Annotated in this window: 9 protein-coding genes and 8 pseudogenes; 3 read left to right on the top strand and 14 right to left on the bottom strand. The window is 53.3% G+C overall.

Annotation, left to right across the window (positions count from 1 at the left end; translation table 11 throughout):
• Nucleotides 1–126: 126 nt before the first annotated feature.
• The 14 genes and pseudogenes from JZM30_RS02105 to JZM30_RS02040 all read right to left on the bottom strand — a co-directional run bounded on the left by JZM30_RS02105 (nt 127) and on the right by JZM30_RS02040 (nt 13,950).
• Nucleotides 127–2,165, bottom strand: a pseudogene (locus tag JZM30_RS02105) (carbamoyltransferase HypF).
• A gap of 152 nt (nt 2,166–2,317) precedes the next feature.
• Entirely contained in the window at nt 2,318–3,346 is a 1,029-nt protein-coding gene (gene hypE / locus JZM30_RS02100) for a hydrogenase expression/formation protein HypE (protein WP_291829900.1), read from the bottom strand.
• Nucleotides 3,347–4,469 (bottom strand): annotated as a pseudogene (hypD, locus tag JZM30_RS02095) (hydrogenase formation protein HypD).
• Nucleotides 4,456–4,743 carry a hydrogenase maturation factor HybG gene (gene hybG, locus JZM30_RS02090; protein ID WP_252317407.1) on the bottom strand — a complete coding sequence of 96 codons (288 nt, stop codon included), beginning with the start codon at nt 4,741–4,743 and terminating at the stop codon, nt 4,456–4,458. Before hybG ends, hypD begins: the two are co-directional and overlap by 14 nt.
• The gene (gene hypB, locus JZM30_RS02085; protein ID WP_252317406.1) at nt 4,734–5,591 is read right to left on the bottom strand and encodes a hydrogenase nickel incorporation protein HypB; all 858 of its coding nucleotides are present in this window, start codon (nt 5,589–5,591) and stop codon (nt 4,734–4,736) included. The genes hybG and hypB overlap by 10 nt, the downstream gene beginning before the upstream one ends.
• Nucleotides 5,592–5,622: 31 nt before the next feature.
• Nucleotides 5,623–5,964, bottom strand: a complete 342-nt coding sequence (gene hypA, locus JZM30_RS02080; protein ID WP_252317405.1) for a hydrogenase maturation nickel metallochaperone HypA — start codon at nt 5,962–5,964, stop codon at nt 5,623–5,625.
• A 1-nt stretch (nt 5,965) separates the two neighbouring features.
• On the bottom strand, nt 5,966–6,442 hold the full coding sequence (hybE, locus tag JZM30_RS02075) for a hydrogenase-2 assembly chaperone (RefSeq protein WP_252317404.1): 477 nt from the start codon (nt 6,440–6,442) through the stop codon (nt 5,966–5,968).
• A gap of 56 nt (nt 6,443–6,498) precedes the next feature.
• Nucleotides 6,499–7,032 (bottom strand): annotated as a pseudogene (locus JZM30_RS02070) (HyaD/HybD family hydrogenase maturation endopeptidase).
• A 77-nt stretch (nt 7,033–7,109) separates the two neighbouring features.
• On the bottom strand, nt 7,110–8,816 hold the full coding sequence (hybC, locus tag JZM30_RS02065) for a hydrogenase 2 large subunit (protein WP_252317403.1): 1,707 nt from the start codon (nt 8,814–8,816) through the stop codon (nt 7,110–7,112).
• A pseudogene (locus JZM30_RS02060) lies at nt 8,794–9,870 on the bottom strand (Ni/Fe-hydrogenase cytochrome b subunit). The gene hybC and the pseudogene JZM30_RS02060 overlap by 23 nt, the downstream one beginning before the upstream one ends.
• A pseudogene (locus JZM30_RS02055) lies at nt 9,857–10,003 on the bottom strand (hydrogenase 2 operon protein HybA); the annotation flags it as partial. The pseudogenes JZM30_RS02060 and JZM30_RS02055, both read right to left, overlap by 14 nt.
• A pseudogene (locus tag JZM30_RS02050) lies at nt 9,975–10,463 on the bottom strand (hydrogenase small subunit); the annotation flags it as partial. The pseudogenes JZM30_RS02050 and JZM30_RS02055, both read right to left, overlap by 29 nt.
• An 856-nt stretch (nt 10,464–11,319) precedes the next feature.
• Nucleotides 11,320–12,912, bottom strand: a complete 1,593-nt coding sequence (locus JZM30_RS02045) for an ABC-F family ATPase (protein ID WP_252317402.1) — start codon at nt 12,910–12,912, stop codon at nt 11,320–11,322.
• Between the two features lie 120 nt (nt 12,913–13,032).
• Nucleotides 13,033–13,950: a ParB/Srx family N-terminal domain-containing protein gene (locus JZM30_RS02040; protein WP_252317401.1), complete on the bottom strand. Its 918-nt coding sequence runs from the start codon at nt 13,948–13,950 to the stop codon at nt 13,033–13,035.
• A gap of 140 nt (nt 13,951–14,090) precedes the next feature.
• On the opposite strand from JZM30_RS02040, the gene JZM30_RS02035 reads away from it, so the two are divergent.
• The 3 genes and pseudogenes from JZM30_RS02035 to treB (JZM30_RS02025) all read left to right on the top strand — a co-directional run bounded on the left by JZM30_RS02035 (nt 14,091) and on the right by treB (JZM30_RS02025) (nt 18,053).
• Nucleotides 14,091–14,582 carry a GNAT family N-acetyltransferase gene (locus tag JZM30_RS02035; protein WP_252317400.1) on the top strand — a complete coding sequence of 164 codons (492 nt, stop codon included), beginning with the start codon at nt 14,091–14,093 and terminating at the stop codon, nt 14,580–14,582.
• 472 nt (nt 14,583–15,054) lie between these two features.
• Nucleotides 15,055–16,477: pseudogene (treB, locus tag JZM30_RS02030) on the top strand (PTS trehalose transporter subunit IIBC).
• A 157-nt stretch (nt 16,478–16,634) separates the two neighbouring features.
• Nucleotides 16,635–18,053: pseudogene (treB, locus tag JZM30_RS02025) on the top strand (PTS trehalose transporter subunit IIBC).
• The last annotated feature ends 28 nt before the right edge of the window (nt 18,054–18,081 follow it).

Genomic DNA, 18,081 nt, shown 5'->3' with positions numbered 1-18,081 from the left:
ACTTTAAGCGTTATTTAAAAGCAATTTAAATACATACAAACTGATTTATTTAAAATTAAATCTATCAGCACGAATTTCAAAATAACATATATATCATGTAACAATATATTGACATTAATTTCACGCTTATCCACGCGCCGCAGCAATCAATGCCTGTCCCAGCGAAAGACCACCATCGCCTGCGGGCAAACGCCTAGGTTGCAATACTGTAAAATCAGACAGTTCACGATGCAGCAATGTGCTGAGCAATAGGTTATGTAGAACACCGCCAGAAAGCACGATGGTATGGGTATTTTCCTCACGCGCAACCTGTCGGGCTAACTCAGCCAAACCTTGCGCCAGCGCCACGTGAAAGGCGTGAGCGCGCCGCGCAGGCGCTGCCTGATAGGCCAGCCATTCGTGCCAGAATGTCTCCAGATCTAACCGGTTGCCGACAAGCGGCATTGATACCGGATGGAACTGAACATCGCTTTGCCATGCCAGCGCTTCCAACTGGCAAGCGGCTTCACCTTCCCAACTCTGTTCACGTACGCCAAATTCCGTTGCCGCCGCTACCGCATCGAACAGCCGCCCGGCCGACGAGCTGTGCGGCGATTGCGCACCGCGCTCAATCGCTTTGATCAACACAGGCAGCACATGTTCATGTTGAGGAAAATGCGCCGCCTGCGGCTGAGCTCGCCAGTCAGGCACAAAACGTAGCCACTGCGCCAGCAAGTTACGCCACGGCTGGCGGGCCGCCAGATCCGCACCTGGCAACGCGACCGCAGGCAGCCCGCCCCGATAAAAGCAGGAATGGTAATCGGCCAGCAAGCACTCACCTCCCCACCATTGGCCATTTTCACCGTAACCGATACCATCCAGCGTCAAGCCAACAACGGATCCGGCATTGCGCGGCCAGCCGTGCTCCGCCAGACAGGCGGCAATATGGGCATGGTGTGTAACACTTCATGGCAGGCAATACCGGTATTTTCGGCGCGCTGATGCCCAAGGCGGTGGCTGATATAGCCAGGATGGGCATCCACGGCAATCGTTGTGGGCGTGAAACGATAGATGTCCTCAAAGAGTGCTATCGCGCAGCAGGCAAAAGGTGTTCTTGAGATCGGCGCCCATCGCCAACAGTGCGGGCTGGTGTTCAAAACCGGGCGGTAGCGAAAACGCATCAGGCACATAGCCGCGAGCACGGCGCAGCATTTCCGCTGCGCCATCATTACAGCGCACCAGCGAATCGTCGGCACGTAGCACGATATCACGGTTATTCAGTAACCAGAGATCGGCCAAACTAGTAAGATCGTCTAACGCTTGTGTATTGGTCAACGCTGGCGGTTTGCCGCTGGCATTACCGGAGGTCATCACCAGAGGGCGATCCGCCAATGCCAGCAGTAGATGCTGGAGCGGGTTGGCAGGCAGCATCACCGCCAGCGGTTTACCTGGGCGACGTTTACGCTGGCGCAATTGCTCTACTGCCTGTTGTTGCGTGGCATCGCACGCCAGATGAAAACCACCCAGCCCTTTGACTGCAACGATCTGCCCCACTTGCAGTGCCCTCGCAGCCTGTTCTAACGCCGCATCGCCTTGAGCCAGTTCATTACCGCTGGCATCGCACAACCACAGGTGTGGCCCACAATCTGGGCATGCCGTCGGTTGGGCATGAAAGCGTCGGTCGGCAGGGTTTTGGTATTCACTGGCACACGGCGAACACAGAGGAAACGTCGCCATCGCTGTATTAGGCCTGTCGTAAGGCATATGGCGAATAATGGTAAAACGCGGCCGCAGTGAGTGCAGTTGATAAGGGGATAGTGATAGCGCCGATTGCCGGGCGTCATCAGCTCTTGCAGACAGGCAGGACAGGTTGCCGCATCTGGCACCACCTGCGTATCCATCGCCCCCGCACCGCTGTGGGCAATTCTAAAATCGGTGGATTCCTGCTCCCATTCATAAGGGTGTGATTCGATGCTGTCGATATGGGCCAACGGTGGGCATTTGCGGGCAAGGTCGTCAAGGAACAAGGCAACAAGTGGAGACATCACCAGATGAATCAACACCCCTGCACTGTCATTGCTGACATTGCCGCACAATTGATATCGATGCGCCAGCTGCCACACGTAAGGGCGAAACCCCACCCCCTGCACTTTGCCTTTAACGCGGATGCGAATACCGTTGCTCATAGTAAGAGCTAGACTCCAAAGGAATGTTGTATTGTTTTTCATTTGCGTAAAAAATCCCGCTGAGGTGGGTGAGGCCGCCGGGTAAGCGGCCCCGTACACTTCAGCGGGATTCTTTGCGCTAAGCAAAACCCAAAAGGGTCTGTGTTGTTGCGTTAGCAGATACGCGGCATAGGTTCGTTATGCGGCAAATCCAGCAGTCGTGACGTGCCGAATATTCCGCGCAAGCGCACCTGAGTCGATGCCGTCGCTTCGCCAATAGTAGCCACCTCTTTGCCCAACGGATGTGCATGCAGCGCGTCAAGCACCGCCTGTTCCGCCTGCGGGGCCACCGCTAGCACCAACTTACCTTCATTGGCAAAGTTCAGCGCTTCCAACCCCAGAATTTCGCAGATACCACGCACCGCCGATTTCAGAGGCAGTGCCGCCTCGTCAATCACCATACCGCAGCCGCTGGCTTGCGCGTATTCGTGCAGGATGGCCGTCACACCACCGCGCGTAGCATCACGCAGCGCACGCACCCCTTCAATCGCGCGCAAAGGTGCAATCATCGGCGTCAGAGCAGCACAGTCGCTGCTGAGTTCGGCTTCCAAGCCCAATTTTTCGCGCAAATTAAGGATGGTCGCACCGTGATCGCCTAAAGTCCCGGTGACGATGATTTTATCACCGGCACGGATCTGCGATGCCCCCCAGTTGATCTCAGTAGGAATAACACCGATCCCCGCCGTGTTAATAAACAGTTTGTCGGCGGCACCGCGCGGCACCACCTTGGTATCCCCGGTCACAATCTGTACGCCCGCCTGCTGCGCGGTGTGCGCCATAGACGTCACAATACGCACCAGATCCTCGCCGGAAAACCCTTCTTCAATGATAAAGCCGCAAGAAAGATAAAGCGGTTGTGCACCGCTGACCGCCAGATCGTTGACCGTGCCGCACACGGCCAGCTTGCCGATATCGCCTCCGGGGAAAAAAATCGGATCGATGACATAGCTATCGGTAGTAAACGCCAGACGATCGCCCTGCTGCGTTAGCGAGGCCAACGGCATACGCGCTTGATCTTCCCGTTGTCCGAGCAGCTGGTTATCAAATGCGGTTAAAAACAATGAGGCAATCAGTTGTTGCATAGCCTGACCGCCGCTGCCGTGCGCCAGCGTTATCTCTTTGGGCGGTTTGCAAATATTCACTTAAACGTCACTCCCGACGGGACTTTCTTCCCGGCGATATTGATAATAGGCAGCACAGGCCCCTTCTGACGATACCATCAGTGCACCAATGGCGTTCTCTGGTGAGCAATGCGAGGCAAACAGCGGACAATCCGCCGGTTTGCAGCGACCGGTCAGCACGTCACCATAGCGTGACAGCGGTTCATCGGCCACCCGTTGCTGACGAGGCTGAAAGCGACGTTCGGCATCATAGTCATGATAGGCAACGCGCAATTGCATGCCAGAATCGGCAATCTCACCCAGTCCACGCCATTCACTGCTGGCCTTGATTTCAAACACCTCATCCATCGCTTTTTGCGCCAGTCCGTTACCACTATCCGGCACAATACGGCGATACTGATTCTCTACCTGGTAGCGCGCTTCACGCAGTTGCGTCACCAGCATCAGCAACGCTTGCAGTATATCCAACTGCTCAAACCCGGTGATGACAAACGGCTTATGAAACTCATCGCACAACGGTTGATACGGCGAGGCGCCGATCATCATGCTGACGTGGCCCGGTGCCAGAAAGCCGTCGATACGGATATCCGGCTGCTCCAGCAAGGTGGGGATAATGGTAATGTGTTGACAGAAAAGCGAGAAATTGTGAATGCCGCGCCGTTTGGCCTGCTGTAGTGTCAGCGCCGTGCTGGGCATGGTGGTTTCAAACTCCAGCCCGAAAAACACCACCTGGCGCTCTGGGTGTTTCTCCGCCAGCGCCAGCGCATCCAGCGGCGAGTAAACAATACGCACATCCGCGCCGTGACGGCGAGCATCCAGCAAGGAGCCATTGCGTCCCGGCACGCGCATCGCATCACCGAAGGTGCAGAAGATCACTTCCGAGTGCGAGGCGATTTCGATACAGGCATCAATGCGTCCCATCGGCAACACACACCGGGCAACTGGGGCCATGCACAAATTCGATCTCCGGCGGCAAAAGCCGATCCAACCCAAACTTGAAGATGGCGTGAGTGTGCCCGCCGCACACTTCCATCAGTTGCAGAGGATGTTCACGCCAGTGCGGCATCGCCACCACCTGCTTTTCAATTTCCCTCAGCAGCGTTTTGGCTAATTCAGGATCTCGAAATTCATCAACGTACTGCATAACCATCCCCGTGCTGGCGCATTTCGTCCAGCTCCAGTCCAACCGCTTGCATGGATTGCAATGCGTCCAGCGTATCCTGAGCCTCCTGCTCATCCAGCAGGCTCATGGCAAACCCGACGTGCACCAATACCCACTGGCCGATCAATTCTGCCGGTTCACCTTCGCACACCAGCGCGATATTCACCGCACGCTGCACACCGCACACATCCACCAGCGCCGGTTGGTGAATATCTTCACCGACCGATACCACTTTACCCGGAATGCCTAAGCACATTGTTGTGCCTCCAGCCAGGCGAACCATTCATCCATCCCCTCGCCACTGCGGGCGGAGAGGGCAATCACTTGAATATCCGGGTTCACACGGCGTGCATACGCGATGCAAGCGTCCAGATCGAAATCCAGATACGGCAGCAGATCGATCTTGTTGACGATCATTAAAGCGGCAGCAGAAAACATATGCGGATATTTCATCGGCTTATCTTCACCTTCCGTCACCGAGAGCACCGCCACTTTATGGCGTTCGCCGAGATCGAACCCGGCTGGGCACACCAGATTGCCGACATTTTCGATAAACAGAATGCTGTTATCCGCCAGTTGCAGACGATGCGCGGCATCATGCACCATTTGCGCATCCAGATGGCAGCCTTTCCCAGTATTCATCTGAATAGCACTCACCCCTGTTGCACGAATACGTTCAGCATCGTTAGTCGTCTGTTGGTCACCTTCAATGACCGCACAAGGCACATGGCTGCTGATACGATCAAGCGTGTGCGTCAACAGGGTGGTTTTGCCGGAACCGGGGCTGGAAACCAAATTGAGCGCCAGGATGTTTTGTGCAGAAAAATGTTCGCGGTTATGTTTAGCCAGCGCATTGTTTTTGCTCAGCACATCCATTTCAATCTGCAACAGCCGCTGTTGTGCCATGCCCGGTGCATGCGTTCCCGCTTCCCCCTGCCCATAGTGCAGAGCTGAACCGTTCACTTGTGGCTGAAAAGCGACCTGTTGATGCGAATAATGGTGATGATCGTGATGGTGAGCATGGGCATGTTGATGAGCATGATGGTCGTGCTCATCACCTTCAATTCTGCGTTCCCCTTCGCCGCAGCCACATGTGGTACACATAGGAACTGACTCCTTACGGTGTTGAACCGCGTTACTCTACTGCTAACTGTTTCAATTGCAGGCTATCGCCTTCATCAATTCGCAGATTATAGCTGCCATACTGCGGGCAACCCGCACCGTGGCGCGAAATATCAACCACCGCGCTGCACTCCCAGCACCAGGCCCGGGCCGCGCGCACGGCAACGTGTAACTCGCATCCTTCCGCCAGCGTTTGTCGGCAAACGGATTCAAAGCAAAAGCGTAATGCGCTCTCCTCAATACAGGACAGCGCCCCAATTTCCAGCCATACGCCAGTGACTTTATGCGCACCATGTTGACGCGCCTGCTGCTCAATCAACTCTAGCGTGCTGTAGCATAGGGATATTTCGTGCATGCTACGCGTTCCCTCTCAGGAACAGCGCACGACGGCTGAGATTACGCGGCGCATTGGCATCTACCACCGGGAGCGACAGCGCCATGCGCGCGCTTTGTTCCGCCAGCGTTAACGCCTGCTGCGCCGACATATGGGGATCGATGGGCGACATCAGTGAACAGGAAAGATACTGGTGGTTTTGGCCGCTCGCATCGGCAATTTCGCTCACCATAAACGTGACATTGCCACACGGTAATTGCAGCGCCAGACGCTCGCCGGCCGTGCGCCGTGACCACACCTGTTCCGGCCCCGGCAACACCAACAGACTCAGCGTCCAGGGTGTTAACAAGCAACCAACCCACTGCTGTTCAAACAGTGTGAAACCGCATGTTTTTACCGGAATGGCGGCACGATAAAACGGTAAAGTTTGCATATCACTGTGAGCGACGCGGGTAAACGCCGCTTCCAGCCAGACGGCGGGAGAATCCGCGAAACCCAACGTCTCTTAACTCACACCGCTATCGGTCACCATTGAGGGATCGTCGACACGCGCACTCATACGCAGTGCTCCACCGACAGGCAGGTGGTCGGAGACGCCGCCTGTTCTTGTTGCGTTTTCCTGCGGACCGTGATACCGCTGGCGCTCAACGCCGCCAGGATCTGCGCCAGAGCAGGCTCGATAGCACGCTGCACGCAGTCGCTAAGCCCAATCGTCGATTACAACGACTGAGGCTCCACACCAACCAGCATTAACCGGCGAGGAAACTCGTCCGTCAGTTGTAGCGCCATCAGCACATCCGCCAACCCTAACTGGTGTGGGGAAATTTTACGGGTAAACAGCGCAGGCACTCCGTTGTCGCGCAGCACGGTCACGGTGCCCGGTGCGCAATCGGTCAACACTGCATCGGCTACGATCATATGCTCGCGCTTGGCCATGGTTTCAAGCAACTCCATGCCCGCCGTGCCGCCATCGACGATATCAATCTCCGGCGAGAATGCGTATTGCCGTTCAAGCGTTTCGATAATGCGCACGCCAACTGCTTCATCGCTCAGCAGCAGGTTGCCAATCCCTAACACCAATGTTTTCATGATGAACCCTTTTACGATTTACGACATCCTTCTCGTCATTCCCGCCAATGCGGGAATGACGAACAACAGCGTGACCGTTACAGCACTTTCACACGAGTGACTTCATTACCGTTAACCGCGTCAACCACGTGCACGGCACAAGACATGCAGGGGTCAAAGGAGTGAATGGTACGCACCACTTCCAGCGGTTTGTGCGGATCGGCCACCGGCGTACCCACCAACGATTGCTCGTAGGGCCCAGGAACCCCTTCAAAGTTACGCGGCCCGGAGGTCCAGGTTGAAGGCACCACCGCCTGATAGTTGGTGATCTTGCCGTTCTTGAACACAATCCAGTGCGACAACATACCGCGCGGCATTTCGCCAAACCCGACGCCGCGGTACTCTTTGTCCGGGGTAAAATCCGGCTTGATAAAGGTCTGATGGCCACCCTTACCAATATTGGTCACCAATGCCTGCCACTGCTGCGCCAAGGTATCTTTCAATACACAGCAATGCACGGTACGACCAATCAAACGGCCTAACGTAGAGTGCAGGTGCTTCTCTTCCAGCGTTTTACCGGTCAGCGCTTTATACAGGCCAGCAACCTGCGCGAAATGGGTTTCAGTATCTTTATGTTTGGCCGCCAAACCGCACAGCAACCAAGCCAGCGGTCCGACTTCGACGGTTTTACCGTAGAACATTGGCGCTTTCACCCAGGTGTATTTGCCATCATCCTGCCAGTCAGTGTGGTTGGGGCGCGTCAGCCCTTCCCACGGTGCCAGTGGTTCATCATCTTTATACCAAGCATGCTTACCACTTTCTTTGATGCCGTCGATCAAAAACGCATCGTTGTGGCTGGTGATCGGACGATACTTGCTGAAATCACCGTTTTCCAGATAACCGCCGGCCAGCAGGAAACTGCCGCCTTTGTTATCGGTGGGTAATTCAGGCACGCTCAGGTAGTGATCAGCCCCTTTGCCCAGCGTCAGCCACTCAGGGTAGTGCGCTGCGATAACCGCGCAATCAACTTTGTAAACCTGCTCGATAAAATCACCCAGACGATCGATGAACGATTTCACGTACATCAGGCGTTCCATGGTCAGCACCGCTAGGGCATCCAGGTTGATCGCGTTTGCCACACCGCCGACCGCCAGGTTCTGGATATGTGGCGTTTTGCCGCCCAGAATGGCAACGATGCGGTTCGCATCACGCTGGCATTCCTGCGCTTGCAGGTAGTGAGCAACGACAATCAGGTTCACTTCCGGCGGCAGCGCCATGGCCGGGTGTCCCCAATAACCGTTGGCAAAGATCCCCAGTTGACCGCTGGCCACCAGATCTTTGATCTTCTGTTGCACTTTGGTGAACTCTGCCGCGCTGTTCAACGACCAGGTAGATGCACCTTTCAGCAGAGCTTCCGCCTTGTTCGGATCCGCATTCAACGCCGCCGTCACATCGACCCAATCAAGCGCCGACAGTTGGTAGAAGTGGACAATATGGTCATGAATGCTGTGTGCAGCCAGAATCAGGTTGCGGATGTACTGTGCATTGACCGGCACGTTCAACGCGAGCGCGTTTTCCACCGCGCGCACTGAAGCGATAGTGTGCACGGTCGTGCACACTCCACAGATTCGCTGCACAATCATCCACGCATCGCGCGGATCCTGACCTTTAACGATTTCTTCCATTCCCCGCCACATGGTCCCGGAAGACCAAGCTTTAGTGACTTTCCCTTGCTCAATTTCGCAATCAATGCGCAGGTGCCCTTCGATACGGGTAATAGGATCAATGGTGATGCGTTGGCTCATGCTTTACCTCGGCCTGATAATTCTTATGAACGCTTCCCAGTGCGGGAAGAACCGGCAACAACCGGATTAACAAGATGTATGCGCACACTTCAATGGCGACAAATCCCATGGAGATCAGCACTTCTTGTGCCGCAGGGAAGTAGTGGTAGCCACCGCCAGGATTGAACGCCAGCAGTGAATAGCTCAAACGCCACAGTGCCGCCCCGAACAGCATGCTGAGACCGCCGACGAACAGCCAGCGCTAATCTTCACGCGCCCCCGGCAACCGGAACAGCACCAGCAATACCTGTGTGATAGCGCTCAACTTGGTAAACAGCGGGCGTTCATTGGGTCCGCGACCTTTTAGCCCGTCCTGCACCAGCGATCCTTCAAACGTGACGATGGAGAACCCCATAATGAAGGCCGTCAGCAATGACAGCAGCGGCAGCAACTCATAGCTTTGCCACAGCGGATGCACCTTGTACCCAGCCGAAATCATCAGCGATCCCATGGAGGATTGGTGCATGGTGGGCAGCAATGCCCCGAGCGAGATGATAAAGAACATCACCTTGTTGAGGTGCTTCAGCGCTTTCTTCCATCCGAACCGTTCGAACACCACGGGCGCAAACTCCAACGCCATTACCCCGATGTAGATGGTCATACAGACGGCGGTTTCAAACAGCACCGAGTTGGTGTTGAAGAAACCGGGAATGTAGAAGTACGGCAGGTTCCAGTAACGACCTACGTCGATGGTGATGGACAGCCCACCCAGCGAGTAGCCGAACAGGCTCGCCAACAGCGCCGGACGCACCAGGGGGTGATATTCCCCACGGTTAAACACATAAACCGCCCAGGCCAGCGCCCAGCCGCCACAGGCAAACCCGGTACCGACCAGCAGGTCAAACGCAATCCACAACCCCCACGGATAGCCCCCGTTCAGGGCCGCCACCGCACCGATACCAAAGATAAGCCGCCGCAGAATCAATACGCCGCAAATCACCGCAAGCGGTGCCAGCAGCATTACCGGCCAACTGACCAGACGCCCGCCCAGCGGGCTGGCTTTATGCGCCGTCATGATCGTTCTCCTGATCTTTCTTTGGATGATGCGGATCGGCGTGATCTTCATCATCCGCCTTGCGTTCATCCCGAGTGTTACGGTGCACCAACACGGAAAGCCCGGCTAGCACCGCCAGCGGCAACACCACCCCAGGCAGAACAGGAACCTATGGCAATAATCGCCGCCGCATGTTCTGCTGCTTCACGGATATGATCGACGATGGGCTTACCAGCCACCATGCAGTAGATGCCACCATCCTTAATCGGAATAGAACCATCCACCACCAGCACATACTTACCTTTGTACTGCTCAATAGCGCGGTGTTTGTTCTCTTCTGCCTGCTCACCAAAAGCGGCCGAAAGTACCTCGTGGTACTCCAGCGAAATGGTATTCAAGAGCAAGTTTTCAATCGTCGGGTGAGTCGCACGCAGCAGGGATTCGGTACAAACTGCACACTCCTGAGCGCCAATCCATAGCACCGGCGGACGTTGCACGGAGCCAAGGGATTGCGCAATCTCTGCGGCAGCGAAATCCGCTAACCCCATCGATGCGGCAAGTGCTGCACATAACTTCATAAAATCACGGCGATTAACGCCATGATGGGAAAGCATTACATTTTCCTCAGTAATTTTTTATTATTCTCCTGTAACCAGAACGGAGCTTACCCAATGGATTTCGAAAGCAGGTACACGACTGCCTCGCGTACTCCCGAAAACTGATGTGGATAAGTCTGGCGGAGTAAGCAAGATAGCCGACGCACCTGCAACTTCAACGGTGTGGGGTATAACACACAACATGTGTACGGGTATGGTAATGAGGAAATTCATTTAACAGACTTGATCTTCATCAAGCAGCGGAACATTAGCCTGCTTATTTCTGTTATAAGTGTGATTGTTTACGCATCATCCTTTTATTTTATTTATTCACACCGAATTTAAATGAGAAATAATCTCAATAACTAATTATCGCTATTTTTTGCACGCTACAAAACCGATACTTAATCGATTAACCTTTAAAAGACAAAACACAATTCATTGATTTTAAATAACAAAATATATTAATCATATCTTTTTCTAATTTATCTTATTTCTCTGATTTAAGCCGGTCAACATAAAATCTTTCAATATTCTCTTTAAATAATTTAGTTAAATAAAAATCTTTAGCGCAAATTTTTTGAATTACATCACAACGCGGAATATATCGCTCATGTAAAGGAAAAGACAAAATGGCACCAATAGCCAACGGCTGGCTGGCGAAAATAATAAATAGCCGAAACTATAACTCTAAGGGAGTAGCAGAGTAACGGTGCTCTTCTCAGCAAATCGTGGTGGATGCAGCGATTGCAAGATCCTATGTATTAGGTAGCCGTGTATTCTGGGGCTATCAACGGGAAGTGAGCGAGGACGTGCTACGGAACGCCCGCTGCGCGCCAGTCGTTGCACACAGCGGGGTAACAGAGGCTATGGATTACTCAATACCCTGGCTGCGCAGGTACTCTTCATAACTGCCGGTAAAATCGACCACTTTGTTGGGCATAATTTCCAGTACGCGCGTGGCCAATGAGCTGACGAACTCGCGGTCATGGGAAACGAACAGCAAAGTGCCCTGATAGAGTTCCAACGCCATGTTAAGCGCTTCGATCGATTCCATATCCAGGTGGTTGGTGGGTTCGTCCATCACCAGAATATTGGGACGCTGCATCATCAGCTTGCCAAACAGCATACGGCCTTTTTCGCCCCCAGAGAGCACTTTCACTTTCTTCTTTATATCGTCCTGACCAAACAGCAAGCGACCCAGTACGCTGCGTACTGCCTGCTCATCATCCTTTTCCTGCTTCCACTGGCTCATCCAGTCAAACACGGTCAGATCGCCATCAAACTCGTATTCATGATCCTGCGCGTAGTAGGCGATGTTGACATTTTCAGACCATTTTACGGTGCCTTTATCCGCCGCCAACTCGCCCACCAGGGTTTTCAGCAGCGTGGTTTTACCAATACCGTTGGTACCCAGGATGGCAACCTTCTCACCCACTTCGATCAGTAGGTTCAGACCAGAGAACAGCGGGCCGTTATCAAAGCCTTTCGCCAGTGCCTCTACTTCCAGCGCGTTGCGGAACAATTTCTTGTCCTGATCGAAGCGAATAAAGGGGTTCTGGCGGCTGGAGGCTTTCACTTCATCAAGCTGAATTTTTTCGATTTGACGTGCACGAGACGTTGCCTGACGTGATTTCGAGGCGTTGGCGCTAAAGCGACTAACAAAAGATTGCAGTTCAGCAATTTGCGCTTTTTTCTTGGCATTGTCTGACAACAGACGTTCGCGCGCCTGCGTGGCTGCCGTCATGTATTCGTCGTAATTTCCGGGATAAACGCGCAGTTCACCGTAATCAAGATCCGCCATGTGGGTACACACCATATTCAGGAAGTGGCGATCGTGGGAAATGATGATCATGGTGCTATTGCGTTCATTCAGCACATTTTCCAGCCAACGGATTGTGTCGATATCCAGGTTGTTGGTCGGTTCATCGAGCAGCAAAATATCAGGATTGGAAAACAACGCCTGCGCCAACAGTACGCGCAGTTTCCAGCCGGGAGCGACTTCACTCATCAGACCGTAATGCTGTTCCAGCGGGATACCCACGCCTAACAACAGTTCTCCTGCGCGGGATTCTGCACTATAACCGTCCATTTCGCCGTATTTGACTTCCAGATCGGCGACTTTATAGCCATCTTCCTCGCTCATTTCCGGCAACGCGTAAATGCGGTCACGCTCTTCTTTTACTGTCCAGAGTTCAGCATGCCCCATTATAACGGTATCCAGCACGCTGAAATTTTCAAACGCAAACTGATCCTGACGCAGCTTACCCATACGCTCGTTGGGATCGAGGGCAACGTTGCCGCCACTCGGCACCAGATCGCCACCAAGAATCTTCATAAACGTGGATTTACCGCAACCGTTAGCACCAATCAACCCGTAGCGGTTGCCGTTGCCAAACTTGACGGAGATATTTTCAAAAAGCGGCTTGCTGCCAAACTGCATCGTAATGTTATTGGTACTTAACACGGCGTTGACTCAAATAAAAAGTGTGATTTAACACTCATTATGCCACAGTTAGCGCCTCTGGTCGCCTGCCGTTTGCAAGCAGAAGAGCCCCACCCTCACCGCACCGCGCTATACGTAGTTTCAGGAGCGAAATAGCAGCGCCAGCTTACCGTCGGGGTTATTCAGCTTGTCCAATTTTTTATGATTAACCTCGCTCAGTTGCCCCAGTTGACTCAAGGTCGGCGAAGCAGAATCGGGTAAGGTATGGGTTTGCGGTGATGCCTGTATCAGAAGCTGCGCCGCCTTTTGCAACAGAGCAAAATATGCCTGCTGTGTTGCCGTATCCGCAGGCGTAATGACCATCTGATTTTTCAGCCATGCACCCAGATAAAACTCTAAAAACGGGGGAGACGGTTCCGGCCGTTCATAGGCAATATCGCGCAAAAAATAAAGCACTGAGCGATAAGGATCGTCCTGCATGGCGTCGATACCTACCTGAGAGGGCAATTCCTGCGGTGCAATCTTGCCCGCAGGTCCCCCCAGCCACACCAGATGATGCTGTTGCATGTAATCCCAGAACACCGCCATTGAGGGTAAATGGCACAAATCATCGGTAATACGCAATGACAGCGTGATATCGCTGTCCGGCGTGCTGGCGCGCAGCGCACTCACCGAGTGATGCCCGTCCGTCAGGTAAACCTGTCCATCCGGGGCAATCACCGCCGATTTTACCGCATCAGGATGTGTTCCAGCCGGTTTCGCGCAGCGAAAACTCGTGGCTGTGGCAAGAGTCGACGAGTCCGAGAAATCAGTCACTTTCCCAGCCCCTTCTCCCTTACAGAAATCATCAAACAGCGCACGAGATTTTTGCCGATAATGGGCGAGATCGTAGGCAACTTCCGCCTTGCCTATCGCGGGTTGGGTGGGGTGAATGGCTGACGCTTTCACGGTAATCAGCGTCGCGTTGGCAAATGCTGCTCCGCTCCAAGTTGCCATCAACATCACAATACCGGTGACGATCCAAGTAGCACGCCCCTGCGCTGGGCGCGTGCATTGCAAATGCCTTTGCTTCATAAAACCTCGAGATGGAAGACGTTGACCCAACAGATCAGCACAGTATAATCATATACTATCGGATGGCAAGACTTCCACAGCATCCTCCCGATGCACAACACATAAAACAACAGCAGGGAGCTTTCATGTTACACACGCTACATTGCCCGCCGCATCTCACGTTGGCATTGCAAGAAGAGCACGATGCCCCCGCGTTATTTTCTCTGATACAACAGGAAAAAGCGCGTCTGCGTCACACCCTGGCCTGGCCAGACAGCGTGCGACACATCGAGGATACCCTGACAACCATCAGAGAGAATCGCGCGGATTTTTTTGCCGGACGCTCAGCGGTCTATCTCATCCGCTGGCAGGGAGAAATGGCCGGTGTGGCATCCTTTAACAGCCTGAAAGCCACCCAGGGAGAGATTGGTTATTGGATGGCTGAACGCTTTCAAGGGCAAGGCATCGCTTCACAGGCGATTCAGTTATTAATCGATTCATTCACCTATGCCGCCATACTGGACACCTTCATCATCATCAAGGCTGCTACCGTGAAATCAGCGCAGCAATGCGCTGGCTCAACGCTTGGGTTTTGTGTTTGTCGAGCGCCTACTCGCCGCAGAAAAAATTGGGGATAACGTTTACTATCAAAACCGTTATTGCTTACAGCGCACGGTGGCGAATGTCGTTTTGATTAAAAAAAGTGACACTCATCACAAAAATGTTGAAACATCATTCTCTTTATGTTACTATTTAAAATGGGATGAACATCACATTTATTAACGAACCCAAGGAGACTTATTATGAAAATGTTCCGCGATATCAGTAAGTTCTTCAAAAAAATGGGGGATATCTATGTCAGCTACTGCGAACGTATCGGCTCAATCATCAGCCCGTTCTGATAACAGCCACTTTCTTCGCTAAGGTCACTTTTTTTCATCAAGCGGCCTTCGTTTTTTCTCTGCTCGCACCTCACCCTCTTCTAAGAACCGATTATAACAGCTGCGATTATTTGATTGCGATCTCACTGCAGTTATCTTGTTTCCCCTGCCGCACGTTCATTACCTATCCTTAACCTGTTCACTCTGGGTATTCACACAAGGACGCACAATGAGCAAGGTACAACAAAAAGATATTGAGCGATTAATCAAGCTGCTGGGCGGAGCTGATAACTTCGTCACACTCACTCACTGTATTACCCGCCTGCGTTTCGTGTTGCAAGACCCTGCCCTAGCCGATGCCAAAGGTATTGAAACGCTACCGATGGTCAAAGGCTGTTTCATCACCGCAGGGCAGTTTCAGGTGGTGATCGGCACTGAGTGGATTTGCCCCCTATATTTTCAGGCAATTAGCGCGCACGGGCAAAATCAAAGCCGACAAAGAGAGTGTGCGTCAGTCAGCACGCAATAACATGACGGTTCTGGAGCGCGGGATTTCTCACTTTGCTGAGATTTTCTTCCCGCTACTGCCTGCACTCATCAGCGGCGGGCTGATTCTGGGTTTGCGTAACGTGATTGGCGATATTCCGTTCTCTGACGGGCAAACCCTGATCCAACGCCACCCAACCTGGCAATCACTGTATGATTTTCTCTGGCTGTTGGGTGAAGCAATCTTCTTCTACCTTCCGGTCGCTGTGTGCTGGTCGGCCGTGAGGAAAATGGGCGGGACGCCAGTATTGGGTATCATCCTTTGCATTACCCTCGTGTCACCACAACTGATGAACGCCTATCAGATAGGCCAGCAAATCCCAGACGTCTGGGACTTTGGTTGGTTTGCCATCGAAAAGGTTGGCTATCAAGAACAAGTTATTCCGTCGCTGCTGGCTGGCATTGCTATGGCGCTGATCGAGACGCGGTTAAAGCAATGGGTGCCTGACTCACTCTATCTGGTCGTCGTTCCTGTCACCATCCTGCTGGCCTCCGTTGCACTGGCGCATGCGGTGATTGGTCCGTTTGGCCGTTTGATTTGTGACGGCGTCGCCTGGGTGGTGAAAGGACTGATGACCGGCAGTTTCGCACCGATAGGGGCCGCACTGTTTGGGTTTCTCTATGCGCCTCTTGTGATTACCGGGGTACACCAAACAACACTCGCTATTGATATGCAAATGATTCATAGCATGGGAGGGACTCCGGTATGGCCACTGATTGCATTATCGAATATTGCCCAGGGTTCCGCGGTGATTGGCATCATTCTAATTAGCCGCCGACACAACGAACGCGAAGTTTCCGTGCCAGCGGTACTGTCTGCCATGTTGGGCGTGACTGAACCGGCCATGTATGGCATCAATCTGAAATATGGATTCCCGATGCTGTGCGCCATGACGGGTTCAGCTCTGGCCGGATTGCTATGCGGGCTTTTCGGCGTCACCGCCAACGGCATTGGCGTTGGCGGTTTACCGGGTATTTTATCCATCAAGCCCACTTTTTGGGGCATCTATTTGGCGGCAATGGTGATTGCCATCGTGATACCGGCGCTGTTAACCATGGTGGTCTATCGCCGTAAGCTGCGCAACGCGACCTTACCTTTCCAGTAAATGAGGCGTTCAACACGCCGCAGGCATCAGGCTTATCACTTGGTGCCTGACAAATCTAATAATTCGCTCGTAATCCCCGTTCACTGGCGATTACCGACGCATCGTTGCCTATCCTTGATCCACCACTTCGCCACATCCAAAGAAAAGGGTTAAAGAAATGAGCAAGGTACAGCCACAAACGATCGAAGACTTGATTAAGCAACTCGGGGGGAGGCAGAACATTGCCACGCTGACGCACTGTATCACTCGGTTACGCCTGGTATTAAAACACCCCGGACAGGCCAACATCGACCACATCAAAACGCTTTCCATGGTCAAAGGGTGTTTTACCCATGGCGACCAATGCCAAATCGTCATCGGTACTGACGTTGAAGCCTATTACCAGGCATTACAGGCCGCCATCGGTAAAGCCCCTGAAAATCAGGAAACTGCCCTGCACACCATGCGTCATAAGATGTCACTGTGGGACCGGGCTATTTCACATTTCGCAGAGATCTTCTACCCGCTTTTGCCGGCCTTGATTAGCGGTGGTCTGATCCTCGGCGTCCGCAACGTTATCGGAGACATTCCACTGGTTGATGGTCAGTCGCTGATCGAACGCAGCCCAATGTGCCGCGCGATCTATGATTTTCTCTGGCTGCTGGGTGAGGCCATCTTCTACTACCTGCCCGTTGCAATTTGCTGGTCAGTGGTGAAAAAATGGGTGGCGCACCGGTGCTGGGCATCATTCTCGGCATCACGCTCGTTTCCCCCCAGTTTATGAATGCCTATTCTATCGGTCAGCAAATACCTGCGGTGTGGGACTTTGGAATATTCACGATACAGTGTATCGGCTATCAGGCACAGGTTATCCCTTCTCTACTGGCCGGTATTGCGCTGGCGATGATTGAGCTACGTCTTAAAAAATGGATACCGGATTCACTGCATCTGGTGAGCGTCCCAGTGCTGTCGCTTCTACTGGCGGTATTTCTTGCGCACACGGTTATCGGCCCGGTTGGACGCATGATTGGGGGATGGCATTGCCTGGGCTATCGCGAGCGTGATGACGGGCAGTTTTGCCCCAGTCGGTGCCGCACTGTTTGGTTTTTTCTATTCGCTACTGGTGATTACCGGCGTACACCAGACCACATTGGCTATCGATTTGCAAATGATCCAAAGTATGGGACACACCCCGGTTTGGCCACTGATTGCACTGTCCAACATCGCTCAAGGCTCGGCGGTGATTGGTATTATGCTGATCAGTCGCAAGGTGAATGAACGTGAGACCTCTGTGCCAGCGGCGATTTCCGCAATGTTGGGCGTGGCAGAGCCCGCTATGTACGGTATCGGCCTCAAATACGGTTTTCCCATGCTGTGTGGCATGATTGGCTCCGCGCTGGCGGCACTCTTGTGCGGCATCGGCGGCGTGATGGCCAACGGCATTGGCGTCGGTGGCTTACCTGGCATTCTGTCCATCAAACCCTCATTTTGGAGCGTCTATCTGGTCGCCATGGCGAGCGCCGTCGTGATACCAGTGATACTGACCACCACGGTGTACCGGCGGAAACAACGACTGGGCGCATTGCCCAATGGGTAATTGCGTCCTATAATTAGCTTACAGGTAA

The sequence above is a fragment of the Candidatus Symbiopectobacterium endolongispinus genome (assembly GCF_018777385.1).
In the GTDB taxonomy this organism is placed as follows: domain Bacteria; phylum Pseudomonadota; class Gammaproteobacteria; order Enterobacterales; family Enterobacteriaceae; genus Symbiopectobacterium; species Symbiopectobacterium endolongispinus.
The sequence above is the reverse complement of the archived record's forward strand: the minus strand, read 5'-3'. Positions and strand labels throughout refer to the sequence as shown.